22 protein-coding genes are annotated in these 24,346 nt (G+C 71.1%); 9 read left to right on the top strand and 13 right to left on the bottom strand.

Features of this window, described 5'->3' with window-relative positions:
* Positions 1 to 8 precede the first annotated feature (8 nt).
* Positions 9 to 488, top strand: coding sequence for a hypothetical protein (locus KZQ38_RS08745; RefSeq protein WP_219440132.1), 480 nt, complete (start codon positions 9 to 11; stop codon positions 486 to 488).
* Between the two features lie 5 nt (positions 489 to 493).
* Here the strand turns inward: KZQ38_RS08745 and KZQ38_RS36955 are convergent, their stop codons facing one another.
* Positions 494 to 2,614 (bottom strand): DUF8616 domain-containing protein, encoded by a 2,121-nt coding sequence (locus KZQ38_RS36955; RefSeq protein ID WP_219440131.1) that lies wholly within the window; start codon positions 2,612 to 2,614, stop codon positions 494 to 496.
* 790 nt (positions 2,615 to 3,404) lie between these two features.
* Between KZQ38_RS36955 and KZQ38_RS08735 the strand changes: the two genes are divergently transcribed.
* Entirely contained in the window at positions 3,405 to 4,022 is a 618-nt protein-coding gene (locus KZQ38_RS08735; protein ID WP_219440130.1) for a hypothetical protein, read from the top strand.
* Here the strand turns inward: KZQ38_RS08735 and KZQ38_RS08730 are convergent.
* The 4 genes from KZQ38_RS08730 to wzt all read right to left on the bottom strand — a co-directional run bounded on the left by KZQ38_RS08730 (position 3,988) and on the right by wzt (position 6,958).
* The gene (locus tag KZQ38_RS08730; RefSeq protein WP_219440129.1) at positions 3,988 to 4,821 is read right to left on the bottom strand and encodes a WXG100 family type VII secretion target; all 834 of its coding nucleotides are present in this window, start codon (positions 4,819 to 4,821) and stop codon (positions 3,988 to 3,990) included. The two genes, KZQ38_RS08735 and KZQ38_RS08730, sit on opposite strands and share 35 nt — an antisense overlap.
* Before the next feature lie 7 nt (positions 4,822 to 4,828).
* Complete coding sequence (locus KZQ38_RS08725) at positions 4,829 to 5,314, bottom strand: YbaB/EbfC family nucleoid-associated protein (RefSeq protein WP_219440128.1); 486 nt, start codon at positions 5,312 to 5,314, stop codon at positions 4,829 to 4,831.
* A 262-nt stretch (positions 5,315 to 5,576) separates the two neighbouring features.
* Complete coding sequence (locus KZQ38_RS08720; RefSeq protein WP_219440127.1) at positions 5,577 to 6,116, bottom strand: ricin-type beta-trefoil lectin domain protein; 540 nt, start codon at positions 6,114 to 6,116, stop codon at positions 5,577 to 5,579.
* 65 nt (positions 6,117 to 6,181) lie between these two features.
* The gene (gene wzt, locus KZQ38_RS08715; protein ID WP_219440126.1) at positions 6,182 to 6,958 is read right to left on the bottom strand and encodes a galactan export ABC transporter ATP-binding subunit Wzt/RfbE; all 777 of its coding nucleotides are present in this window, start codon (positions 6,956 to 6,958) and stop codon (positions 6,182 to 6,184) included.
* A 102-nt stretch (positions 6,959 to 7,060) separates the two neighbouring features.
* On the opposite strand from wzt, the gene KZQ38_RS08710 reads away from it, so the two are divergent.
* The 3 genes from KZQ38_RS08710 (at position 7,061) to KZQ38_RS08700 (ending at position 9,569) form a co-directional block, all read left to right on the top strand.
* Complete coding sequence (locus tag KZQ38_RS08710) at positions 7,061 to 7,687, top strand: TetR/AcrR family transcriptional regulator (RefSeq protein ID WP_219440125.1); 627 nt, start codon at positions 7,061 to 7,063, stop codon at positions 7,685 to 7,687.
* Between the two features lie 49 nt (positions 7,688 to 7,736).
* The gene (locus KZQ38_RS08705; RefSeq protein WP_219440124.1) at positions 7,737 to 8,669 is read left to right on the top strand and encodes a phosphotransferase; all 933 of its coding nucleotides are present in this window, start codon (positions 7,737 to 7,739) and stop codon (positions 8,667 to 8,669) included.
* A gap of 78 nt (positions 8,670 to 8,747) precedes the next feature.
* The gene (locus KZQ38_RS08700) at positions 8,748 to 9,569 is read left to right on the top strand and encodes a lipase family protein (protein WP_219440123.1); all 822 of its coding nucleotides are present in this window, start codon (positions 8,748 to 8,750) and stop codon (positions 9,567 to 9,569) included.
* Between the two features lie 66 nt (positions 9,570 to 9,635).
* Here the strand turns inward: KZQ38_RS08700 and KZQ38_RS08695 are convergent, their stop codons facing one another.
* From KZQ38_RS08695 to KZQ38_RS08670, 6 genes are read right to left on the bottom strand one after another with little or no spacing between them, the layout of a single operon-like run.
* Positions 9,636 to 10,925 carry a hypothetical protein gene (locus KZQ38_RS08695; protein ID WP_219440122.1) on the bottom strand — a complete coding sequence of 430 codons (1,290 nt, stop codon included), beginning with the start codon at positions 10,923 to 10,925 and terminating at the stop codon, positions 9,636 to 9,638.
* Positions 10,926 to 10,959: 34 nt separating this feature from the next.
* Positions 10,960 to 12,633 (bottom strand): hypothetical protein, encoded by a 1,674-nt coding sequence (locus tag KZQ38_RS08690; protein ID WP_219440121.1) that lies wholly within the window; start codon positions 12,631 to 12,633, stop codon positions 10,960 to 10,962.
* Between the two features lie 19 nt (positions 12,634 to 12,652).
* Positions 12,653 to 13,705 carry a polyprenyl synthetase family protein gene (locus KZQ38_RS08685; protein WP_219440120.1) on the bottom strand — a complete coding sequence of 351 codons (1,053 nt, stop codon included), beginning with the start codon at positions 13,703 to 13,705 and terminating at the stop codon, positions 12,653 to 12,655.
* Positions 13,702 to 14,958 carry a hypothetical protein gene (locus KZQ38_RS08680; protein WP_219440119.1) on the bottom strand — a complete coding sequence of 419 codons (1,257 nt, stop codon included), beginning with the start codon at positions 14,956 to 14,958 and terminating at the stop codon, positions 13,702 to 13,704. The genes KZQ38_RS08685 and KZQ38_RS08680 overlap by 4 nt, the downstream gene beginning before the upstream one ends.
* Positions 14,959 to 14,967: 9 nt before the next feature.
* Complete coding sequence (locus KZQ38_RS08675; RefSeq protein ID WP_219440118.1) at positions 14,968 to 15,345, bottom strand: hypothetical protein; 378 nt, start codon at positions 15,343 to 15,345, stop codon at positions 14,968 to 14,970.
* 28 nt (positions 15,346 to 15,373) lie between these two features.
* Positions 15,374 to 16,279, bottom strand: coding sequence for a hypothetical protein (locus KZQ38_RS08670; protein WP_219440117.1), 906 nt, complete (start codon positions 16,277 to 16,279; stop codon positions 15,374 to 15,376).
* A gap of 382 nt (positions 16,280 to 16,661) precedes the next feature.
* Between KZQ38_RS08670 and KZQ38_RS08665 the strand changes: the two genes are divergently transcribed.
* The gene (locus KZQ38_RS08665; protein WP_219440116.1) at positions 16,662 to 20,426 is read left to right on the top strand and encodes a hypothetical protein; all 3,765 of its coding nucleotides are present in this window, start codon (positions 16,662 to 16,664) and stop codon (positions 20,424 to 20,426) included.
* 1 nt (position 20,427) lies between these two features.
* Here the strand turns inward: KZQ38_RS08665 and KZQ38_RS08660 are convergent, their stop codons facing one another.
* Both KZQ38_RS08660 and KZQ38_RS08655 read right to left on the bottom strand, forming a co-directional pair.
* Positions 20,428 to 21,273, bottom strand: a complete 846-nt coding sequence (locus KZQ38_RS08660; RefSeq protein WP_219440115.1) for a ribonuclease domain-containing protein — start codon at positions 21,271 to 21,273, stop codon at positions 20,428 to 20,430.
* Positions 21,274 to 21,409: 136 nt separating this feature from the next.
* The gene (locus KZQ38_RS08655) at positions 21,410 to 22,354 is read right to left on the bottom strand and encodes an NAD-dependent epimerase/dehydratase family protein (RefSeq protein ID WP_219440114.1); all 945 of its coding nucleotides are present in this window, start codon (positions 22,352 to 22,354) and stop codon (positions 21,410 to 21,412) included.
* A gap of 66 nt (positions 22,355 to 22,420) precedes the next feature.
* Here KZQ38_RS08655 and KZQ38_RS08650 point away from each other — a divergent pair, with 66 nt between their 5' ends.
* The 3 genes from KZQ38_RS08650 (at position 22,421) to KZQ38_RS08640 (ending at position 24,298) form a co-directional block, all read left to right on the top strand.
* A complete protein-coding gene (locus KZQ38_RS08650) occupies positions 22,421 to 22,870 on the top strand; it encodes a MarR family winged helix-turn-helix transcriptional regulator (protein ID WP_219440113.1) in 450 nt (149 codons plus the stop codon).
* Between the two features lie 267 nt (positions 22,871 to 23,137).
* Positions 23,138 to 23,917 (top strand): AfsR/SARP family transcriptional regulator, encoded by a 780-nt coding sequence (locus KZQ38_RS08645; protein ID WP_219440112.1) that lies wholly within the window; start codon positions 23,138 to 23,140, stop codon positions 23,915 to 23,917.
* Positions 23,918 to 23,986: 69 nt separating this feature from the next.
* Positions 23,987 to 24,298, top strand: a complete 312-nt coding sequence (locus KZQ38_RS08640) for a hypothetical protein (RefSeq protein ID WP_219440111.1) — start codon at positions 23,987 to 23,989, stop codon at positions 24,296 to 24,298.
* Positions 24,299 to 24,346 lie beyond the last annotated feature (48 nt).

The raw sequence follows: 24,346 nt of genomic DNA, 5'->3' as shown, positions 1-24,346 counted from the left end.
GTGCGCCGATGGGGCAGGACCACCGCGACGTGGTGACCAATGAGCAGGGCACCCAGATCCGGATGATCCTGCGTTACGAGCACCGGCGGGACAGCCAGGACGCCCACTGCCTGGCCCGGCTCGTCCTGCGTGAGCCGCCGCTGCCGCCGGTCGCGGTGTTCACCGAGATCCGCAGCAACCCCCGGGGCCGAACGCTGGGCTACTTCGACCGCCCGGCCGAGGCCCTGCGTGCGGCGGTGGGCGACTCGGTGGACGTGCCGTGGGACGAGGTCGTGTGGGTGCAGCACTTCGGTGAGTTCTCGGCCTGGTACGTCGACGGCGCTCCGGAGGAGTTCGTCGTCGCCGACCTGCTCTACTTCAACGGGCACTACCACGACGAGGTCAAGAGCCACCGCGACTACCGGGCGGCGGAGTTCCGGGAACGCTACGGCGACCTCGGGCTGGACCCGGTGCCCGAGACGGTGCGGGCGCTCGGCTGGAAGTTCTGACCCGGTCACGGGCGCACCACCCGCCACGGCGGCAGGTCCGGGTCGACGTCCCGGCGCACCAGGCGGTCCAGCAGCACCGCCATCTCCACCGGCCCGATGCCACCCGGCACGGGCGTGACCAGCCGGGGGATCGCGGACGCCTCCTGCCGCACGTCGCTGAGGATCGTCTTCGTGCCCGGCTGGGGCACGAACCCGGAGTCCACCACCAGCAGGTGACCCTCGTGCAGGTGCTCCGGCCCGAGGATGCGGGGCGCGCCCGTGACCGAGACGACGATGTCCGCGTCGCGGACGCGCATCAGGTCGTCGCCGTAGTCCAGCAACACCATGTCCGCGCCGCGCTGCTCCAGCAGCCGCACCACACCGCCGCCGACGAACCCGCCCGAGCCGACCACCGCCACCGTGGGCCGCCCCTCCAGGAACGGGTCCACCACGCGGACGATGCCGTCCGCGGTCGCGCATGCGTCGTGCGGCGAGGTGTTGTTGTGCAGCAGTGCGTCGATGTCCTTCTCGGGGTTGATCTGCTCGACGAAGTCCTCGAACCGCTCCGGCGCGGGCATCTGGAGGATGATGCCGCTCACATCGCTGTCATTGTTGTACCGCGCCATCAGGAGTTCGAGGTCGCCGCGCGTCGTGTTCGGGGGCAGCAGGTGGTGGTGCACCTGGTACCCGAGCGCGCCGATGTTCTTCTCCTTCTGGTCGGCCGAGGCACGCGAGGCGTCCATCTTGGCCTTCCACGAGTCCGGGTCGGACGGCTGCGGGTCGAACCGGATCACCGCGACCTGCTTGCCCTGCTGCTCGATCCGGTCGCGGTAGTCACGCACGTACTCCTCGCGCACGTCCTTGAGGATCGAGCGGCCGGACACCTGGTTCGGCTCCAGGACCTTGAGTTCCGACACCACCGCGCCGCGCTGGGTGGCGTGCGACGGCGCTTCGGCCGGCAGGTCGTCGCCCCACGTCGGCGGGTGGCCCGGCGGGTAGGGGCTGTCGTCGACGTGGTGGGAGCCGTCGGGGCCGAAGGTGTGCCACTCGCCGTTCGGCGGCCAACCCGGGCGGTCGCCGTTGGGCGTGCCGTGCGTGTCGGACGCGAACATGTTGCCGTCGTAGTCGACCCACGCGTCCGTGGTCGGCGCGGTGACCGGCACGCCCGTGCGCTCCGCGAGCCGGGCCGCGAAACCGTCCGGCAGTTGGCCCGTCCGGCAGCCCGCGAGCGTGATCGGCGTCCTGCGGTCCCAGTCCGGGTTGGCCATCAGGATGTCGGCGAGGTCGTCGGCGGACAGGTTCGAGCGGTCGACGCGGACGGAACCGGCCGCGCCGTGCACGTCGACCACGAACCTGCCGGGGATCTTCGGCACCTGGTTGGCCGAGTACCGCTCGCCGCTCTCGCCGCTCGGGAAGATCGACATGCCGGCGGGCGTGGCCTGCATGTGCTTGCGGTGGCGGTCCAGCCGCTCGTCCGGCAGCTCCCGGAGCCGTTCGCCCAGCGGGCGCTGGGGACGGTGTTCCCGCGTCTCGAACCCGCGTGGGCGTTCCTGCTCGACGGTCGGCTGGGGTTGCCGCGCCTGCTGGGCCTCCGCCTCGCGCCGCTCCCACGCCTCGCTGCCCATGGGACCGAACGAGGGCTGGGTTTGGTCGACGTGCGGCCTGGGCTGGTGGTGTGCGAGGCCGGTCGTGTCGGGTGGACGTGCCGCCGGGTCGGGTCGGTCGCCGATGTAGTCCGGGTTGGGCACGAACGGGCCGGGCACCAGCCTGCCCGCACCGGGGTCGTACGCGACCTCGTGCCACCCGGCGACGTACCGCCAGTCCACCCCGCCCGGGAACAGGACCTCCGACTCGCCGTACCCGCGGGGGTCCCCGTTCGCGCGCATGGTCGGGTCGGTCAGGATCCCGCCCGGTGCCTTGATCACGTAGACGGCGCCGTGCCCCGCCCGCTCCACGCCGACCTGCCGGTCGGTGGACGTGCTGACGAACGCGTTCGTGTCACCGTGGACGTGCCGCCGCAGGTCGGGCGCGTCCGGCCGGTGCGGGTGGAACCCGCCCGCCGCGCGGATCTGCTCCGGCGACCGGGTGTCGCCGCGGTAGAGCGCGTTCTCGTCCCGCGTCCACCCGGGGACGTCCCGTACGGCCACTCTGGACACGCCGTACGACGACGGGGCGACGTGGTGCAGTGCGACCGGTGGGTTCGGGGTGCCGGCGGGTGTTCCCGGTTGGTGGGGGCGTTGGCCGAAGTCCGGTGCGTGCGGTGGGCGTGGGTGCTGCCCGCCGGGTGGCGGGGTGAACGCCCGAGGCGGGTGGGTTCCGTTCGGTGGGGCGTAGCGGGGCGGTGGCGCGGCGAACGGCGGTTGTCCGGGCCGCGGCGGTTGTCCCGCGGGAGGGCGCGGAGTGCGCCCGAGGTGGGGCGGTCCGGGGAGGGGATGTCCCGCGGGCCGCGGTCCGGTCTGCGGTTGTCCGGGCCGCGGGGGCATTCCGGGCTGCGGTGGCTGTGCCGGGTGCGGTGGCCGGCCGGGGTTCGGCTGCTGCCGGGAAGGTGGGAGCGCCGGGTGCGGTGCGCTCCCGGCCGGTGTCGGCCGCGTTCCCGGTGGGGTGCGGGGAGCGTCGTGCGGGCCGCCCGGTCGCGCGTTGCCTTGCGGTGGCATCCCGCCGGCGGCGTTGACCGGCCGCGGCGCACCGCCGGGAGGACCGCTCGCACGTGGTGCCGGGCCGGGCGTTCCGCCTGGGACCCCGCCGGGCCGAGGAACACCGCCGGGCACACCACCCGGTCGCGGCCCGCCTGCCGGGAGCCCGCTCGGCACGTTCCCGGGGCGAGTCGCCGCCTGTGGTCCGGTGGCGTGCGAGGTGGGCGGTGCGCTGCCGGGACGTGTCGATCCGGGAGCCGGACTGCCGGGACCACCGGGGGTGGTCGGTGGACCGCCGAGGCGGTTGCCCAACGACGGTGGCGTGCTCGTGGGCGGTGCGGCGGTGCCGGGGCGGGTCGTCGCGGGTGTGCCGGTCGGGCCACCGGGCGGTGTCGGCGGGGCGGATCGGCGGCCGGCTCCGGTCGAGGTCGAGGACGGCGTGCCCGTGCCCGTCGAGCCGGACGGCGTCGCGGCCGGGGGACGGCTTTCGATGCGGCGCAACGATTCCGCCGCCGCACGATCGGTGTCGCGGGCCGTCTGGGCGGTGGCCTTGGTCTTCGCGCCCGCGTGGTCCGCCGCCTCCGCCGCCTTGTCCGCGCCGGTGCGCGCGGTCGCGATGGCGCGGTCGGCCTGGATCATCGCGACCTGCCCGAACACGCCCGCGCTGCCGGCACCGGCGTTGATGTTCAGCTTCGCGGCGACGCCCGTCCGCAACTGCTCACCGCGGTTGGTGATCCGGCCGCCGAGGTCCTCGACGGCGTTGGTGTCCATCCGCGTGCCGCGGCCACTGACCGATCCGCCAGTGTCCGGAGTGGACGGTGGTGGGGACGCGGGCCTGCCGCTGTCACCGCCGTGGTGCGAACCGCGACCGGTCCGGTTGCCGGCCATCAGGCGTTGGCCGGCGGCATTTCGTACGGCTTGACCGCGTCGTAGGCCGTCTTGGCGTACCCGCCGTACTCGGCGAACCGCTCCAACCCCTTGACCAGGCCCTGCATCTTGTCGGCCAGCTCGGCGATCCGACCGCCCATGCGCGCCATGGCCGCGCCCAGCTTCGACAGCCGCGTCGCCATCTTCGTCGCCAGCATCGCCGCGCGGGTGCCCGCGAACCCCGCGTACGCCGCGATCGACCCGCCCGCGGTCACCACCGCCGACGCCGCCGCGATCAACGCGCCCGCGATCAGCTCGCCGATCAGGTCGGAGATCCACCCGAAGACCAGCGCCCGCAGCTCGCACACCAGCGCGCCGGACAACGCGTAGATCGCCGCGGTGCCGTCCATGGTCGACCCGAGCGCCTCGTACTCGGCCGCCATCGTGTCCATCTCGGCGCGGAACGCGTCGCCGGACCCGCCCTCCCAGTCGGACACCGAACCCAGGTCCCGGCGGTGCTCCTCGGCGATCGCCTTCATCTCCAGCGCCGCCTGCTTGAGCTGGTCGACGTTGGCGTTGATCTCGTCCGGGTTGCCCAGCAACGCGTCCAGCGGTTCCCGGATGAAGTCGACGTGCTCCAGCAGCCACCCCACGCCCGCCGATGCCAGCACGCTCAACGGGTTCGCCGCCACGCCGACCAGGTCCACCACGACGCCCGCGCCACCCAGCGCGACGTCGATGACGTCGACGCCCTCGCCCTCGGACTCCGCGGTCAGCGAGGTGACCAGCCCGTTGACGCTGTCGACCACACCCGCGCCCGTCGACCAGGTGGTCGTGCCCTCTGCCTCTGCCACTGCCGACCTACTGGTTCCGGAAGATGGACTCGCTGCTGAAATCGCGGTCGTCGTCCGCCGGGCGTGGCGGCGCGGACCGGCGTGGCGGTGGTGCCGGCTCTTCGAGTTCCTGTTCGAACGCGTACCGCGGCCGTTCCGGCTCGTCCTCGACGGGCGCGGGCAGGTACTCGGTGATGACCCGGTACGTCTCGGAGTCCGTGCCCTCGACCGCGCCGAACGCCTCCGCGACCCGCACCGCCGCCGCCCGCTGGGCCTCCCGCGCGACGGCCACGACCTCCGCGGCGAGCTGCGTGTGCGACCGGCGCATGACGTCGGCGGTGAACTTCAGGTCGGTCAACGCGCCGTTGGGCGCGACCGTGACGGTGATCGACCCGTCTTTCGAGGTCGCGGCACCCTGGGCGCCCGCGAGCCCCTCCTGCACCGCGGCAGCCTTGTGCTGCGCGTCGGCGATCTTCGCCTCGAACTCCCGCATCCACTCGTCGGGCGTCTTCACCGCGTACTCCCGCCCCCCTGGCGACAACAGCGTCGAGGAGCATGGCACAGCCCGGACGCGGATGAGGTCGAAACCGCCGCGGTCGGCGCGACGAGTTCCGCCGGGCCCCACCGCTGTGCCGGATGAGCGGGCAGCGTCGAAGTGCTGCCCGCCCGGTGACGACCTGTCCGCGGTGACTGCGGTCCCGCCGGCCGGTGCGGCATCAGCACCATGCGCCCGCGGAGAAGCCGGGCCGCGCGACACGGGCGGCCCGACAGGGGTTTCAGCGCCAGGAGAACCACTTGGCGCGCTGCACGGCTGTCGGTTGGCAGATCGCCGTGTAGGCGTAGGCCGGGGTGGTGGAGGTGTAGATCGTCAGGCAGGTGCCGGAGGCGTAGTGGAAGATCGTGTCGTCACTGCTGTAGCCCCATTCCTGCTGTGCCGACCCGTCGCACGGCTTTACGTAGGTGTTCGCGCCTATCGTGCCACTCGCGGTGAGGCAACCCCCGTTGCTGTTGTAGAGCCTCATGTGCTGCCCGTCGTTCGTGCCGGCGTTCCACAGGTCCGCCCCCAGCCCCTGCGGGCCGACGGCCACGGTGCCGTACAGGTCCGTCACCCGGAGGACGTTGTTGCCGGCGCCGCGGTTGGAGATGTGGCAGGTTTCGTGCCAGTTCTCGCCGTCGTAACACCTGGTGGCGACCTGCGCCGGTGAGATCACCCCCGCCGGTGTGCGCCTGGCGGAGGCGTGCGGTGCCGCGACCAGGCCCGCACCCACCAGCACTGCCGCGGCGACCGTCGCCGCCCTGCTCGAAGACTTCCCCATGACGTCCTCCTCTTGCTCGAAGCGGACGTCGATTCGTAGCACCGGGTTGCTGTCCGGACGCCGGGTCAGGGCATCCGGACATCGGATTCCGGACAACGGGTGTCGGCCGCGCCGTTGTACGCCGCGAGGACTTCGTCCAGCGGGCCGTGCATGTGCACCCGGCCCTCGTCCATCCAGACGGCGGTGGTGCAGAGGGCGCGCAGCAACTCGTCCACGTGCGAGGCGAACACCAGCAGGCCGGACCGCTGTGCGAGGTCGACCAGCCGCCCGCGTGCCTTGGTGACGAACGCCGCGTCGACCGCGCCAAGGCCCTCGTCGAGGATCAGGATCTCGGGGTCGATGGTGGTCACCACGCCGATCGCCAGGCGCACCCGCATACCGGCGGAGTACGTTCGCAGGGGCAGGCCGAGGTAATCGCCGAGTTCGGTGAACTCCGCGATGTCGTCGACGCGCTTCTCCATCTGCTTGCGGCTCATGCCGAGGAACAGGCCGCGGATCATGACGTTCTCGTAGCCCGAGACCTCCGGGTCCAGGCCGACGCCCAGGTCGAACACGGGGGAGACCCGCCCGACGATCCGCGCGCTGCCGCGGGTGGGCTCGTGGATGCCGGACAACAGGCGCAGGAGCGTGGACTTGCCCGCGCCGTTGTGCCCGACCAGGGCCACCCGGTCGCCCTCGCGCAGGGACAGGGTGATGTCCCGAAGCGCCTCGATGACCGGGACCTTCGCGTCGGTCCCGATCTTCCCGCCCACCTTGCCGAGCACCTGCTTCTTCAGGGAGCGGGACCTCGCGTCGAAGATCGGGAACTCGACGTGGGCGCCCCGCACCTCGATGCTCGCCATGCTGACTCCGTCCTGCGCCGTCCGGTGGATGCGAATGCAAGTTATCATTCGCATACGAGGTCGGGGCGCGGGCGCCCGTCCGCGGGAGGTAACGTGCGATCGGTGCGTGAGCGATCCGTCGGCTTCCGGCCACCGCAGCAAACCCGCAGCCAGGAGTCCCTGGAGAGGGTGCTGGCCGCCGCCGAGCACGTGCTGGCCAGCCGGGGCCTGGAGGAGTTCACCATCGCGGCGGTCGCGGAGCGGGCCGGCAGGTCGGTGGGCGCGATCTACCGCCGGTTCTCCGGCAAGGAACAACTGCTGCGCGCGGTGAAGGACCAGGTGCTCGGGCTGCTGGAGACCAGCGTCGCGGAAGCTCTCCGGTCACCGGCACCCGGCCTGCGCGGGGTCGTCGACGCGTTCACCGGGGCGCTGGCGCACACCTTCACGCGGCACGACCGGATCTTCCCCGAGCTGCTGGAGGGTCAACGCGCGGACGCGCGGGAACGCAGCTTCCAGGCGTTGGCCACGATCCAGCACGCGTTCGTCGAAGCCGCCCGACCGTGCATGGGGGAAGTGCGGCACCCGGACCCCGCGATGGCGATCCGGATGGCCTCCCGGACCGTCATCGGCTCCTGCGTGCACCGCGCCGCGACGTGCCGGTTCTGGCCCGACGACATGACCTGGGGCACATGGGCCACCGAGACGACCGAAATGGTGCTCGCCTACCTGCTCGCACCGGAGCACGCTTGAGCCCTGGCCGATTCGCCGCGGCGCCCGGTCCCGACCTAGGGTGACGCTCATGATCACCGAGGAAGAACGCTCCGCCCGCACGCGACGTGCCTTCGACGCCACCGTCAACGCCGCGACCGCGCTGGGCCTGGACGCGTCCGGGGCAAAGGTCCTGTACGACGTCTTCTCGGTGGTCGTGGACCTCGCGCCGTCGCCGGTCGTCGCACGCGTGCCGGTGGTGTCCCCGCGCGGCACGACTTCGACGGGTTTCCAGCGCGCGGAGCTGGACGTGACGAGGTGGCTGGCGTCGCGTGGTGAGCCGACCGTCGTCCCGAGTGGACTCGTGCCGGCGGAGCCCGTCGAACGGGACGGCTTCACGATGACCTTCTGGGAGAAGGTCGACGGCGTGCTCCCCAACGACTACGACGTGGTGAAGCACATGCCCGCCGTGGCCCGCCTCCACTCGGTCCTGGCCGAGTACCCGGGCGAAGCCGGCTTCTTCCCGGGTATCCAGGGCTACGTCGACCTCGCCTTCGCCGACCTGGAGGGTCGCGAGGACCTGCTGCCCGCCGCCGACCTGGCCCGCGCCCGCGCGGAGTGGGCCGTCCTCTCGCCCGCCACCACGTCGCCCGCCGCTTTCGCGCGGATGTTCCCCGGTGTCCCCCTCCAGGTGGTCCACGGCGACGCCCCGTACTACAACATGATCGAAACCGCGGATTCCACGCTGTACTCGGACTTCGAGCACGTCGGCGTGGCGCCGGTCGAGTGGGACCTCGCGCACACCGGCGAGGAGGCGGTCGCCGCCTACAACGCCGCCGCGGTCGACCTGGGCCTGCGTGCCGTCGACACCGGCGTGCTGCGTGCCATGGAGCGCTTGCGCGACCTCCAGGTGGTCGCCTGCGTGGCACTCGTCCCGCAACTGCCGCTGCTGGCCGACGGCTTGTCGACGCCGCTGGCGAACTGGCGGGCCACCGAACCCTGGCCGGCGACCACTATCGGGTGAGCAGATCGGGCGGGGTGCGCCGGTCGGCACTACAACGGGGCGTGACACCACGAATCCCGAGCGCCGAGGAGGCATCCGATGTCCGTCCGGACGATCGACCACACCTCGACCGGCTACAGCACGCGGCAGGCGTACTGGATGGCCGAGGCCGCCAAGCTCGCGTACCGGACGCCGGAGGAGATCGAGCGGACGGCCCGTGAGTGGGGTTTCGACCGCGTCCGCCACCACGAGACCGTGTTCACCCCGCCGTTCCCGTTGGAGGACACCCAGGCGTACACCGCCGCCTCCGACCGCATGATCCTGGTCGGGTTCCGCGGCACCGAGCCCAGGAAGATCCAGGACTGGCTGTCCGACGGCAGCACGCCGCCGTGGCCGGGTCCGGCGAACAAGGGCTACGTCCACCACGGCTTCGCCCAGGCCCTCCGGTCGATCTACCCCGAGGTCCGCGACGCCGTGGTGGAGTTGCGCGACAACGACCAGACCATCTGGTTCACCGGCCACAGCCTCGGTGGCGCCCTGGCCTTCCTGGCCGCGCTGCACCTGTACTTCGAGGACCCCCGGCTGCTCGCGGACGGCGTCTACACCTACGGGCAGCCCCGCGTCTGCGACCGCAGCCTGGTCGAGGCGCACGACGAGGCGTTCGCCGACCGCACGCACCGGTTCGTCAACAACAACGACGTGGTCCCGCTCGTCCCACCCGCGCCGGTGTTCAAGCACGCGCCCACCCTGCACCACATCGACGCGGAGGGCCGGTTGCGCGACCAGCAGCCGTCATTCGTGGGCGGCCTGGCCGACCGCGCCAAGGGGCTCGGCGCCGACCCCTTCGCCGCCACCTCGGCCGGGGTGCGCGACCACTCCATGGACCGTTACCTGGAAGCCCTGCGTGCCAACGTCCGCTGAGCGACGAGCCCGCCCGGGAGCGGGCACGTCGCATCGGTCGGGAACACGGTTCCGGAGGAGGCGTGGCTAGGCGAGCGCGTACGTCACGTTGACGCTCGCGATGGCGACGTTGCCCGTGATCACCAGCAGGCCGCTCGACGACTTTTGCAGGGCGAGGCCGGTCGGCGCCACTTCCAGGTGCACGCCCTCGGTGCTCACGTGCACCGCGGGCACCTGGTACAGCGAGAACGTCTTGCCCAGCACACCTTCCCGCACCTTGGACGTGATGTAGCCGGAGAGGCTGTTCGCCGCCCACACCAGGACCCCGTCACCGAAGTCACCGCGGTGGTTCTCCAACTTCACCTCGAAGTTGCTCAACCCCGAGACCACGCCCGACAGCTCGGTCCCGTGGAGGCTCAGCCGCACGGTGGCCGTCGGGTCCGGGTGCGCGACGATGTCGAAGTGGCCGTCGATCGACTTGTTGAGGGGGAATTTGATGCCCGCGCCGCCGTTGCCGTTGATGGTCGCGGTGACGTCGGCTTCGAGGTTCGACGAAACCTGCCCGCTGGACCGGACGTTCCGAATGGTGACCCGGCCCTCGTAGTAGCCGGTGCCGATGCCGAAACCCTTCTCGCCCTTGTCGCTGAACTCCCTGCCCTCCAGGTGTTTCGCCGTCAGCTCCACCGCCGCCCGGACGGCGTCGGGACCCAGCAGCACGAAGAACGGGTCGGGCGGCCAGTGGCCGCGGAGCGGCTGCGGCGGCACCGGCCTGCCGGCCAGGTTCGCCTGGCACACCAGGACGTTGTCCGACACCAGCGCGTTCGGCGTGGTCAGGTGGATGCCCTCGAACTCCAGCGCGGGCAGCTTGATCGAACCGAGCACGTCCCCGAGCGCTTCGAGGACCGCCGGCACGACGGCGCCGTTGTAGAAGGCGTCGTCGTTGGGGTCGCCGGTGGACACCTTGGCGGACAGGGGTTTGATCGCGAGGCGGTTGCCCGAGATGTCGATCACGGCCACCACGGTGATCTTCGCGGTAACGGGTTGGGGCGTGGCCGTGTTGTCGAGCTTCAGCACGAGGCTCACGTTCTCCAGGAGCACTTCGAAGGAGCGTCCCTGGTAGACGTCCAGGATGCGTTGCGCCACCCCCTCCGGCAACGTGCCTTCCGGGAAGTCGACGGCGTCGTGCCCGATGGCGTTGCCCTCCTCCTTGAGCACCAGCACCGGTGGCGACGCCGCGTCCCAGGACAGCTCGCCCTTCACGCCACCGCGCTCGATCTTCTTGGAGTCCCGGAAGTGCTTGGGGTAGAGCTGCTTGTGCACGTTGCGGACGATGTCGTTGAGGGTTTCGGCCGAGAGGCCGAACGTGACGTCTGCCATGGCGAGGGTTCCTTCCCGTCGGTGAGTGCCGTTGTCAGTCGTCGAGCTTGGACGCGATGAGCTTGCGGATGTTCTCGGTGAGCGACTTGTCGATGCCTTCCTTCTCCTTCAGGATGTTCTTGTTCAGCTCGTCGACGACGCGCTGCTTCGCGTCCTTGCCCTGGAGCCAACTGTTGATCAGCGTGCCGAACTGGCCGCTCATCTTCAGGTCGATGTCCAGGTGCTCCGGCGCGATCTTGAGCACCACCGCGCGGGCCTTGACCTCAAGGGTGTTCAACGAGTTCTCGGTGCCACCACCGGTGTCCAACTCGATGTGCGCGTCCGAGTCGCGGATCCGGGCCGTCACCTGACCTTTCGCGGTGCCGCCCGCGTCGAACTCCACCTCGATCCCGCAGGTCAACGTGATCGGGTTGCGCACGTGCTTCGTCTCGCCGCCTTTGCCGGGCAACCGGATCGCCGTCCCGTCCGGCAACGTCCCCAGCCGCACCTCCGCCCGGACGCCCGGTGTGAAGACGATGCCCGGCGCGGGTGCTATCGCGTTCGCGAGCCCTTCAAGGGTGATGCCGGTGAGCCGGACGTTCTTGACGTGCAGGTCCGAATCCGGGCCGAGGTTCGCCTCCTTCATCGCGTACGGGTCCAGCGAGGGTTCCTTGACGCTGAACACGCCGACCGGCAGGTACCACGGGCTCTGCTCGTCGTTGACGGCGTGCCGCACCCGGTCGAAGAGGTTGTCGTCGACCGACTTGGCGGTGCCGGTCGCCTTGCCGAGGGAGCCTTCGAGCCGGTCGTTGAGGAGGTCGCCGAAGGTCTTGCCGAGCCGGCCGAGGTTGTCGGCCTGGTTGAGGGTTTCCCTGAGCTTCTGGTCGAACTCGGCGCGCGCGTCCGGGGTGTCGAACGCCTTCTGCGCGGTGTCCAACCAGTCCTTCTTCGCACCCTCGGGCAGGTTCATGTCGATGGTGAGCTTGTCCCGCAGCAGCGAGAAACCGGGAGGCTGCCCGCTCTGCTCGCCCCGGGTCTCGATGTGGCGGACGGTGACGGCGAGCCTGCCGTCCGGTCCGGGGTCGACGTCGCAGTCGATGTCCGCCCACAAACCCTTGATCTCCATGACGAACGAGCCGTTGCCGACGATGTCGTGGACCGGCCAGGAGAACAGGCTCGTCTTGACCTTCCGCTCGGTGGGCGTCTTCTTGCCCTCGTCGGCGATGGCGATTCGTTGGCGAAGCGCGTACTTGCCCGCGACGTCGACCGCCACGGGCTCCTTGTCGGTGTAGTGTCCGAACTGGACGGTCAGCCGCAGGTGGTAGCCGCCGCCGGCCGCGGTGACCTCCGGACCGGGCCGCACCCAGGCGTTCTGGAGTCCCCGGACCTCGATGTCCGTGGTGTCGAGCCGGGGCGCCTGGGCGTCCGGCGCCGGGACCACCTCGAACTCGGTCGCGTTGACCGGTGGGTCGAACTCGGGCGGCTGGGTCTTCCTGGCGTGGAACTGGAAGTAGGTCGTGAACCGGGTGATGAACGGCTCGCGCACGGCCTCACCGCTGGAGCCCCGGAGGTCACCGACCTGCCACGCGCCCGGCCTCAGCGGCAGGATGCGCTGCCCGGTCGAGTCGGTCATCTTCTCCAGCTGGGTGGGCAGCCACAGCTTGTGCCCGGGGTTGTTCAACCTCGTCAGCAGGGTGTTGAAGACGAATCGGAGCAGACCTTCGCTCATGGCGCTCTCCCGGTGGGTGTCAGGGACTCCGGTCCACGACGTGCAGTGCGACCCGTTCCAGCGCGGAGCGGTAGCGGTTGCGCGGGAACGGGCGCAGGTACTCCAGCGCGTCGAGGACCTGGCGGCGGGCGTCGGCGTAGGCGCGGACGAAGCCGCTCGTGTCGCGGATGTCGTCGATCAGCGGTGCGAGGTCGTCGGGCACGGGCTGGTCGCCGCGCATCACCCGGCTGACCGGGTGCGCCGGCCCCAGCTCGGCCATCGCGTACACGATCGGCAGCGACGGCCTGCGCCGGGCGAGGTCCATGCCGCGTGGTTTCCCGGAGGCGGCTTCGTCCTGGACCAGGTCCAGCAGGTCGTCCATGACCTGGAACGCGCGGCCGACCCGCCTGCCGTAGAAACCGATCCGCCGCATGTCCGCGGTGCGGCCGTCGACCAGGCTGATCCCGGATTCGCACGCCAGCGCGAACAGGGCCGCCGTCTTGCGGTCGATGGTCTCCCAGTAGCGCTCCCTGAGCACTTCTTCGTGCCAGGAGGGGTCGACGCGCAGTTCGTCCAGCTCACCGCAGCAGATCCGGAACGCCACGTCCAGCACGGTCTTGACCAGTTCCATGTCCCGGTCGGTGTCGATCGACTCCACGAAGCCCCGCACCGCCTGCACGAACTGCATGTCGCCGAGGATGACCGCGGCGCCCGGACCGCGTGCCGCGTTGACCGACGGCACACCGCGGCGGACCGCGGAGTCGTCGATGACGTCGTCGTGGATGAGCGTCGCGACGTGCAGCATCTCCAGCGACACCGCGCCGCGGGCGACCTTCCGGGGAAGCTCGCCCGGCCCGTGGACCAGGCGCGCCGACAACACCATCATCAGAGGCCGCAGCTTCTTGCCCCTGGTGTAGAGGCCGCGCTCGGTGGCGGTCAGGTACTCCGCCTGCGGTTCCAGCGCCGCGTCGAGGATCTCGGCGTACTGGCGGAGGTCGTCGGCGAGCAACGTCCGCCAGGTGTCGGTCACCGGGTCCCCGGCGCCGCCCGCGCCCAGGACCAGGCGGGGCGGCCGGGGTTCGACGGCGGTCATCGCGCCTCGACCGCCACTACGCGCGGGTCTTGGCCGTTGACGGCCTCGCGGAGCCGTTGTGCGACCAGGCCGCGCAGGAGGTCCGGCAGGAACGCGCCGGCTTCGAGGTGCTGCCGGGCGACGTCGCCCGCCGGGCCCGTCCACGCCGAGTCGTCCACCTCGACCGCCAGTTCGGGCAGGTCGACCCGGACCGCGCCGTCCGCGCCGATCACCGCGGTCGCACCGGTCACGTGCGCGAAGCACCCACCGGAGAACACCTCCTTCGGCGTATCGGCCGCGCGCAGCGCCGCGCGACCCTCGATCGCGTTGTTGTGGTGGAACAGGAGTTCGTCGTGCTGCCCCTCCTCCCATGCCGACCACGTCGTCTCGTGCGGGGCGAGGTAGGCGTGGAGGAGTTCGGGGCCGACCTCGGGGAGGCCGCCGGAGTGCTTCTCGACCGCCTCGTACACGGCGCCCGACCGCATCTGGGTCACCGCCTTGTCGGTGTTGCCGGTGTCGTTCCGCACGGCCGTGCGGAACTGGAGGCTGGCCTCCACGGCGTTCTTGTACTTGGCCGCGACGTTGTCCGGGTCCAGCGGGTCGTAGTTCGGGTCCAGCGCTTTCGTGTACTGCGTCATGGCGTCGTGACGGGCGAAGGCGGCGGCGTTGTAGCTGACCTGGTCGTCCGTGCGCAGGCTGGGGTACTCGCCCTGGTTGACGACGTCGTCCTGCTTCACCGCGCCGTGGGTGTGGGCGGCCATCTGCGTGGTCCCGCCCTTCTTGGACCAGACGTCCCGGACGAAGGTGCCCTTGTCCGTCTCGAACAGCTCGCCGTAGACCTCGTTGTGCTCGTAGTAGGTCTTCACCAGCTTCTGCCCGTTCGGCGTCTTGTTGAGCTTGTCCTCCTGGGCCTTGGCGTTGTCCACCCACTCGTCGCGGTCGTGGTCGGTGATGTCCCGGCCGGTGCGCGGGGCGGTCGCCGAGTCCGGCAGCTCGGACAGGTCACCGCCGCCGTCGACGGTCGCCACGGCATCACGGGTGGCCTCGACCCGGTAGCGGGCGCGCACCTCGAAGGAGGGGAGCGCGACGGTCGTCCCGCCGTCGACGGCCACCGGCCGCGCCGCGGGTGCTTCGACGGGGAGGATCTCCAGGTCTTCCAGCCGGAAGCCGAGGGCACCGGAGTCGTACTCGAAACCGTCGGGCATCTGCACGGTCCGGGCGAGCGGGATCGCCGGCGGGGTGGTGATGGTGAGGGTTCCTCGGTGTGCGGTCATGGCGATTCCTCACTTGCCGCTCTGGATGTGGAGATCGCCGGTCACCAGGAGGTGCTTGTCGTGCTGGGCGAACTTCAGGTGCTGCGCCTGGACCGGGATGCTGACGCCCTCGACCACGATGGTGTAGCCGATGCCCTTCTCCAGCTTGACGGTGTGCCCGTCCATCTCCTTGACCTTCTTCTTGACGATCCCCGGTGCGCTGTTCGCGACCTCGTTCGCGATCGGTTCGAAGACCTTGGAGTCGAATCCCCCCTTGGCCTTCAGGTGCACCTTGAAGTCCGCCACGTCGATCGGTTTGATCAGGAATTCCTGGTCGGCGCCGTCCTTGACCGAGACCTTGACCGTGATGACCGGGAACTCCGGGTCGGTGGTGACGTCGTAGTCCATACCTGCTCCCTTCAGGGCACAGCCCGGGTCATGATTTCTTGGCGGCCTTGGACAGCGCGCACTTCGAGCCGAGGAGTTTGGCGGTCAGGTCGAAGGACACGTCGAGCCCGGCCGAAGCGGTCGTCGGGTCGTCGAGGATCTTCACGTTCTTGATCGCTTCGAGCTTGGCGCTCCCGGAGATGGACCCGGCGGAACCGCCCTTGTCGAACTTCCCCAGGTCCTTGCCCTTGAAGTTCGCCGCCGCCGCGCCGACCAGCGCGCCGAGGTAGTCCCGGTTGACCAGCACGAAGGTCGACGCCGTCGGCCACGTCGCCGGCGCCGCCGCCCCGTTCGACTTGTCCGCGAGCGCGGCGATCAGCAGCCGGCCGCCGCCGAGCGTCACCTCGGTGATCCTGAGGTCGATCGGCACGCTGCCGGCCGCGAAGTGCAGCGGCGGGATGTCGATGCCCTTGAGCACCCCGCCGACCTGCTTGAACACCGCGGGCAGCACGAAACCGGCCACGAACGCGCGGTCGTTGGGGTCCATCTTCGACTCGTCGAACCAGACGGCGAGCGGTGTGATCGTGAGCTTGCCGCCGGACACCGCCACCTGCGCGTAGATCTCGACCGGGCCTTCCACCGCCGGCTGCGGTTTGCCGCCCGAGTACAGCACGATGTGCAGCTTGGGCAGGTGCAACCGGAAGGTGTTCCCCGCCGGCGGCACGGGGCCCGCGGGGTGTTTGCCGGACCCGTCGTAGGAGGCGGCCCACTTGCCCGGGTCCGGTGGGCCGAAGACCACCGCCGGGGCGTCGACAACGTTCCAGTCGCACTTGAAGGGACTCTTCTCGACCGTGCCCTGGAAGAATTTTTTGTGAGCATCCTCGCGTTTGTGCAACTCCGCGACGCCCAGTGAGAACGACTTCTCGTCCATGCCGACCACAACATCGAATTTCATCTTCAGCAGACCTTTCGCCGCAACCGGTGCGGAACGTGCGGGCAGCTTCGCCGAGTCTGCTGAGGTGCGTGTCTGCCGGTCAAGGAGGCGCCACGATTCGGCTGCCCCGTAACACTTCCAGGGCACGGTGGCGCTCTATCTCCACCCAGTGTCACGGCACTTCTGCGGATTGCGCCCCGAAACCACCCTTCGGCGTGCGAATGGCCGATTCGAACTCCACCGTGCGGGGAAGCTACCCGGAATGGCTTAGAGGAACGGCGGGAACACGCTCACCTGTCCGCCGGAACACCCAACGGCGATAGCATTCGCCGACTCCGGCACGGACGACTCGTGCCGCACTCCCCACCGCCCTCGGGGCGTTCGCCAGAAGGTGTTGGCCTGTATGCGAATCGACGCGGTTGAAACACTCCTGCGCAATCACGTCACGGCGGGAACCCTGACGCTGCCCGCGACCGCGCTGGAGCAGGCGGGCGGTGACCGGGCGGCACGCCTGGTCGGCGCGTGGTTCGGCGACGCGCTCACCGTCGAGAAGGCCGAACTCGGTCGGTCGGGTTCGGTCGTCACGGTCGCCGGCACACCGCACCTGCCCGGACTCGGCGCGCTGGGCCCGGTGACGATCGAGGTGGGTCTGGTCGACGCGGGCGCGGGCACGCCGGTCGACGACGGCGTGCCCGGCCTCTACCTGCCGCTGACCCTGCCCGCGAAGTGGACGTTCGCCGCCTGGTTCCCGGCCACCCGGGGCAGTGCGCTCGACACCTTCGCGTTCCCCGACGGCAGCCGCCTGTTCCTCACCTCCGAGGCGCGCCCCGCCGGCTCCGACCACCCCGCCCTCGCCGCGGGGGCGTGGCTGGCCGCGAAGAACGTATCGGCGCGGCGGCCCCTGGCCGATTTCCTGCTGCTCGACGGAGGAGCGCTCGAACTGGCCGGCACGATCACGCCGAACGGCGAGGCGGGCGACGGGTCGGCGCACCCGGTGCTCGACCTGGCCTCGCCACCGGCCAAGTCGTCCACAATGGACATATCGTTCGCCGTGGCCGTGGTGACCGAGCCGCTGGAGGGCGCGGTCACGCCGGAAGACCACCACGTGCGGATCACCGCCGGCCTCACCCCGCCCGGCGTCTCCCGCGCGATCGTGTTGACCGGCGAGCTGCCCGGTCCGGACCCGCGACCATGGTTGGAGCTGACCGCCGACGCGCCGCCCACCGCGGAGCACCGCCCGCTGGACGGGTTCGCGAAGTGGCTCGGCGCGGACGGCGGGCTGACCGGCGCGGTCGGAGGCGGGTTCGACCTCGGTGACTCCCCGGTCGTCCGGGGCGCCCGGATCGTCCTGCGGCCGGGCACCTCGCTCGCCAAACTCGTGGAACGGGTGGAGATCACGGTCGGGCTGGCGGGCGACTGGAGCGTCCTGGACGGCCTGTGCACGCTGACCGACCGCACGGCCTCGTTCCAGGTCGTCAACCCGTTCGGCGGCGGGACGCGGCAGGTCGTCGTCACCGGCGGCGCCGAGGTGGACCTCGCGAGCGCCGTTTTCCAAGCCGTGGTCACGTTCTCCGGGTCCGGGTCCGCCAAGTCGGCGTCCCTCGACCTGGAGACGGTGGGGGTGGTCAACATCGCCGACGTGCTCAAGGCGCTCAAGGTGGACGTCGGGCAGGACGTGCCGAACGTCGTGCTCTCCGGGGTGGGGCTCACCGCCACCGTGCCGTCCGGGGCCTGGCGGGTCACCGCGCAGGTGGGCACCGGGAAGTGGCGGCTCGGCCTCGGCGGCGCGGCCGTCGAACTCACCTCCGCGTCCATCGACCTCGACCACCCCGGCAAGAGCGGCAAGCTCACCGGCCGCCTCGACGCGCGGGCCGCGATCACCCCCGCCGACGCCGGCGAACCGGCCCTGGCGTTCGGCGCGCGCTGGGACATCCCCGGCCGGTTCACGCTCGGCGGCGAGGTGCGGCAGGTTTCCCTGACCGCGGTGCTCGACGCGCTGGCCGGGAAGCTCGGGCTCCCCGACGGGCTGCCCGCGATCACCGTGAAGCGGGTCGGGGTGACCCTGGAGCTGGAGTCGGGGCAGGCGACCAACAACCCCACCGGCACCGAGTTCACGCTCACGCTGCGCGGCACCGCCGGCATCGGCGTGACCGACGTGTCCTTCCTGGCCCACGTCAAACGCGGTGGCGCCACCGGGAAACCGGTGACCGCGCTCGCCGGCGCGTTGTGGCTCAAGGACTGGACGTGGTTCCCGGAGCCGTTGGCCGTGCTCGCCGACCTCGTCCGGTTCGGCAACACCGGGCTCGCGTTGTGCACGGTGGACGGCACCCCCATCCCGGACGGCCTGCTGCCCGCCACCGACAACCTGCCCGCGAGCCTGAAGGAGCCGTTGGCCAAGGGCGTCACCCTGTTCGCCCGCGTCGGGTTCGCCGGGTCGCTGGAGGAGGCGATCAAGCCGTTCTTCGGCGCGCGGGCGGGTGTGGAGCTGACGGCGGTCCTGGCGTCGCCGCTGGCCAAGTCATCGCTCTCGATCCGGCTCGCCGAGGGCGGCAACGGCTTCCGGGGCGTGTGGTTGCGGGTCACCGCCGATCCGGTGGCGGCGGACCTGCGTGCCGCGTTCACCGTGCCGGTCAAGGACCTCAACGGCAACCACACCACGCCGGTGAAGTGCGCGGTGGGCGGGCGGTTCGCGTTGAGCAGCCCGCCGACCGCGGAGCTGTACTTCGTGCTCGCCGACAGCCCCGAGCAGCAGGAGCAGTGGCAGCACCAGCTCCAGCAGGGCACCGCGCCGCCCGTCGGTTCCGGCGCGTGGCAGGACCCGCTCGGCATCAGCGGTGTCACCATCGAGAACTTCTTCGGTTCCCTCGGCCTGGACGGGGCGGGCGGGGTGGACATCGGCGGCGGCGGGAAGCTGACCTTCTCCGGTGGCGGCACCACGATCTCCCTGGACCTGTTGCTCGCGGGCGGCCTCCGCGACGGCGTGCCGTTCCTGGACGCCTTCCGGTTCCACCTCGTCGCGAGCCGGGTGGTCACCCTCGGGGACGTCGCCCGCCTCATCGCGGGCCAGGACGTGCCGAAGTGGCTGGGCGACGTGCTGGACGAGTTCGGGCTGGACGACTTCCTGCTGTCGATCGTGCTCAAGCCCGGCGGGTGGTACGACAAGCCGACCAAGCGCACCCTGCCGCAGGGCTACCACAGCCACGGCCACCTGGTCGTGCTCGACCACCAGGTGTGGTTCGATGTCGAGGTCGTGCCGAAGACCGGTGTCAAGGGTTCCGGGAACATCGACAAGGCCATCGTCCTGGGCGGTCCCGGGGTGTTCGCCCTGACCGACGCGGACCAGCACGAGAAGGGGCCCTCGGCGAGCCTGAACACGCTGGTGCTCACCGGCGGCGACAGCGGCGACCTGCTGTACCTGTCGGGCAGGCTCGTGCTCCTGGCGGTCGAGGCGAAGGTCAAGGCGAAGGCGAACACCAGCGGCGGGTGGGACTTCACGTTCACGGTCACGCCCGCCGACCTCGGGCAGCTTGCCGTGCGGAGCAGTCTGGGCAAATCCGGTTACGCCGGTTCCTGGGACGTCGAGCTGAAGGCGATCGACCTGACCACCGCGGCCGACGTGCTCCACAACGCGGTTCCGGTCATCCCCGGCGGGCAGGTGTTGCGGGGCGTCGGGTTCAGCGCGGGCGCGAAGCTGGTCATCGGCGCGGCGGTTGCCCTCGACCTCAAGGGATCGGTCACCGTCGCCGGCGAGAAGCTCGCCGTCGACATCGCGCTGGGCGCCGCGGTGACCGACTGGAACCGGTTGTCCGCGGCGATCGTGGACTGGTTGGCCAAGAACCCCGGCAGGTTCCTGGAAGCCCTCGTCTCCGACGTCGGGAAGTGGGCGGAACTGGTCGGCAAGGGCGTCATCTCCGTCGGCGGCAAGGTGGCCGACATCCTCAAGAACGCCTACCACGTCGCGGCCGAGCAGGCGGCGGAGCTGCTGAAGCGGGCGGGTGTCGCCGCCGAGCAGGCCGCCGCCTACCTCAAGGACGTGTGGAACCTCTCCCGGGAGGCCGTCGCCGACGCCCTGCACAAGGTCTGGAACCTCACCGACGACACGATCAGGAAGCTCCTCGACGGCCTGTTCAAGGCGTGTGCGCTGACGAAGGCCACCCGTTCCCTGTGAATCAGTGGACGACGCCGAGGAACGTGAACGAGCAGTAGTGGTCGTCGGTGTAGTAGACCTCGTGGGTGACGTTGTTGCGGACCAACCGGTCACGCCCGCGCCCGGTGCCCGCCCACTGCAACTGACCGGAGCTGACCTGGACCTGCACGGTGCCGACGTCGTACTCGGAGTAGGCGTTCGCGCCGTACGGGTTGGCGAACTTCCGGACACCGCGTTGGCCGGTGGGGAACCCGGGCGTCCCGGGCCGGTAGTAGAGCAGTCGCACGGCGTTCGCCGCGGTGATCGCAGCGGTCAGCGTGGTCGGGATCCCGCCGGGAAGCGTTTTCCAGTCGTTGCGGGAGAAGGAATCGTTGAAGCAGCGCGTGAAGCTCTTCTCGTCCAGCGCGCCGTTGGTGTGTTCGCCCCCGTAAGCCGCCCGGTGGTAGGTCGGGGGGTTGGTGGTGTTGTCCTCCCAGTAGAACTGGTAGAACGGCTGGGCGGTCCCGAACATGGGGAGGCGGGGTCCGGTGGGCCACCGCTGCGTCGCCGACAGCGTCGGCGACATGACGCTCGTCGGCGGGTAGCCGGCGGGCCGCGGGAGGTTCGTCGTGACCTGCGTCCGCCCGGCGGCCGGTGCGCTCCAGAAGGCCACCGCGTCGTGGGCGGCTTGCGGCACCTGCGCGGCGGTCCGGGTGACGCCCGCGCCGGCGGGGTCGGACCGCACGCGCTCCGTGGCGGCGTAGAAGGCGTGGTTGATCGCCGCGCCCGCCTCCGGAGCGGTCCCGACCGCGATCGCCGACGAGAGCGCCACGACCTGCGCCGCCGCCACCAACGCGCACCGCAACCGCCGAACCCCGGTTCCCGACATCCCGCCACCCCCTGACTCCGCTGTCCGTGCTCCGATGGTGGCGAAGGACCAGGTCGGTTGTCGGCGTGCGTCAACCGTCCGGAACCGGGATGCACCCCGGCAGGTCACGGAGTACGGCGTGACCGTGACACCGCGCTCAACGCTCGTTGCCCGCGTGCAGCCATGCGACGTAGTCGGCGGCCGCGCGTGTGGTGTCGTAGCCGGGCCGGTAGCCCGTGTCCTGCTGGAGCCGGCTGATGTCCAGGTGGCTCCGGCGGCCGGCACCACCGGTGGGGAGGCTGATCCGGGCGTCCGGGACGGCCTCCTTGATCGCGGCGATGACCTCGGCGTTGGACGTCGCACGGCCGGCGGCGACGTTGTAGGTGCGGTGGTTGAGCCGTTCCGCGACCTGCAGGAGCGCGATGGCCCGAGCGCAGTCCTTCACGTAGCACAGGTCGACGGCGTCCTCCGCGTGCATGGAGCGCAGTGAGGAGGGGTCCGGCGTGGTGCCGCGTGCGGCGGCGTGGACGAGTTGCGGTGCGGCGAAGAACGGGTCCGCCGCGTGTCCGCGTGGGCCCCAGATGGCCGAGATGCGGTAGTTGACGATCTCGGTGCCGGTGGCGTCGGCCAGGTGGCCGTTGAGCAGTTCGCCGATCTTCTTGAAGGTCGGGATCGGGTGTGGCGCCGTCATGGGCAACGGCATGTCCTCGCGCAGTGGGCCGTCGTTGGTAAGTCCTGTGTAGACACCGATCGTGCTCGCGACGCCGACGCGTGCCACGCCCCAGCTCCGGGCGGCCCGCACGACGTTGAACAGGCTCCCGATCGCCTTCCGGCCGGCTTCGACCGGATCGCCGGCCTCGACCGGCCAGGGCATGGAACCCGCGAGGTGCACGATGCCGGTGATCTCGTGCCGGCGGCCGATGTCGAGCAGCGCGGGCAGGTCGGTGATGTCGGCCCGCTCCACCGCCACCCGTTCGTCGGCGAGGTCGGCCGGCGGTGCGGCGCTCCGCCGCTGGACCAGCACGCAGCTCTCGCCGACGTCGAGAAGTGCTCGCGCCGTGTGCGAGCCGATGAACCCCAGACCCCCGGTAACCAGGATCAACGTGTCTCCTGTAGTTCGACTGATTGTCAGTAGTGCTGACGATCAGGCTAGCGGTAGGGTGGGCGGGTGTCCAGGACTGACGGGCGGAGCCCCGAGTTGGGCGGGAATCTGGTCTACCTGCTCAAGCACGCGCAGGCGCGGATGGCGGAGCTGACCGCGGAAGCGCTGCGACCGCACGGCATCGACGGCCGGGAGCTGGGTGTGCTGCTCTCCGTGGCCGGGCGCGTGCCGAGGTCGCAGCAGGAGGCGGCCCGACGGCTCGGCATCGACCGGACGACGATGGTCGCGATGCTGGACGCGTTGGAGGGCAAGGGATTGGTGTCGCGCCACCCGGACGCCGAGGACCGGCGGCGCAACGTGGTCGAGCTGACCGACGCCGGGCAGGACGTCCTCCGGCGGGCGACCGAGGCGAGCGACGAGGCGGAACGCCGGTTCCTCGCACCCCTCGACCCCCGGGCCGCGCGGCAGTTGCGGGACTCCTTGCGGATCGTCGTCCCCGGTCCGGACGACCACTGACGCGCGGGTCGACGGACCCCGGCGTGGTGCGTCCAGGCGCGGACGCCGGATCCCGAGTCACGCCGCACCGCTCGTGCCGGTGCCGGATCACGCCGTTGACGCCCACGGCTCGGTCGGGTGTCGCCCGCTCCGGCCGACGACGTCGTGGTCGGTGGGCTCGCTTGCCCCCGCGGGGCCGTGGTCGGTGCACCGCGCGGTGCGAATTCCTTGAACCCGCGGCTCCGCTGCGGTATCACCGGGGAGGGAGCGGAGGCTTGGGGATGCGCGATGGCCATCGAGTTCCGCTTGTTGGGCCCTGTGGAGGCGTTGATCGACGGTGAGCCGGTGGACCTGGGGTCGCCGCGGCAGATCTGCGTGCTGGCACTGCTCCTGGTCGAGGCCAACCACGTCGTGCCGACCGGTCGCCTGCTCGAACGGGTCTGGCCCGACCGCCTGCCGCGCAGCGCGCGGGGCACCCTGTCCAGCTACCTGTCCCGGCTGCGCAAGCGCCTCGCCGGTGCGGTGTCGTTGACCAGGAGGTCCGGCGGCTACGTGCTCGCGGTCGACCCCGGATCGGTCGACCTGCACCGCTTCCACGCGTTGCTGGGCCGGGCGCGGGCGGACGACGGCCACGCGCCGGCGCTGCTGTCCGAAGCGCTGGGCCTGTGGCGGGACGACGCCTTCACCGGCGTGGACTGCGCGTGGCTGGACCGGCTCGGGGGAACCCTCGCCGCCGAACGCCGCGCGGCCCAACGGGACTGGACCGATCTCCAACTGCGCCTGGGGCACCACGGCGCGCTCGTCCCCGGACTGGTCGACCAGGTCGAGGACGACCCGCTGGACGAGCGGCTGATCGGTCAGCTGATGCTCGCGCAACACCGAGCCGGGCGGCGGGCCGACGCCCTGGGCACGTTCGCGCGGGCGTGCCTGCGCTTGCGCCGGGACCTGGGCATCGGCCCGGGAGGTCCGCTCCGCCGACTCCACCGCGAGATCCTGTCGGCCGGGGAACCCGCCGGCCGACCACCGCGACCCCGCCGCGCCTGCCAGGTTCACCGGGCGGACCCGTGAACTGGCCGACCTCACCGGGACGCGCGCCGCCCTGACCACGATCATCGGCCCGGCGGGCGGGGGCAAGACGTGGCCGGCCCTGCGCTGGGCGCACGACCACGCGCGTCGCCGGCCGGGGAACCGGCGCTGGAACCCGATCGCCCCGACGCGTTCCACACCAGCGACCTGAACGCGGACCTGCGTGCGGTCTTCCACTGCTCGTACCGCACCCTGCCGCCCGAGGCGGCGCGGGCCTTCCGGCTGCTCGACCACTACCTGGACACCGCCGCCGATGACGAGCACCCAGAACCGGGTCGGAGACCTCACCCGAGCCATGACCGCGAAGCACCTCGCGGGCGCCTACCCCGGCAGGGTGACCACGACGAATCCCGTGCCCGGTAACGGAAGACGCGGCGACTGGCCCTCCGGCCCGGTGACCGCCGGCTGGAG

It is taken from the genome of Saccharothrix obliqua (assembly GCF_019375475.1).
Lineage (GTDB): Bacteria > Actinomycetota > Actinomycetes > Mycobacteriales > Pseudonocardiaceae > Actinosynnema > Actinosynnema obliqua.
The sequence above is the reverse complement of the archived record's forward strand: the minus strand, read 5'-3'. Positions and strand labels throughout refer to the sequence as shown.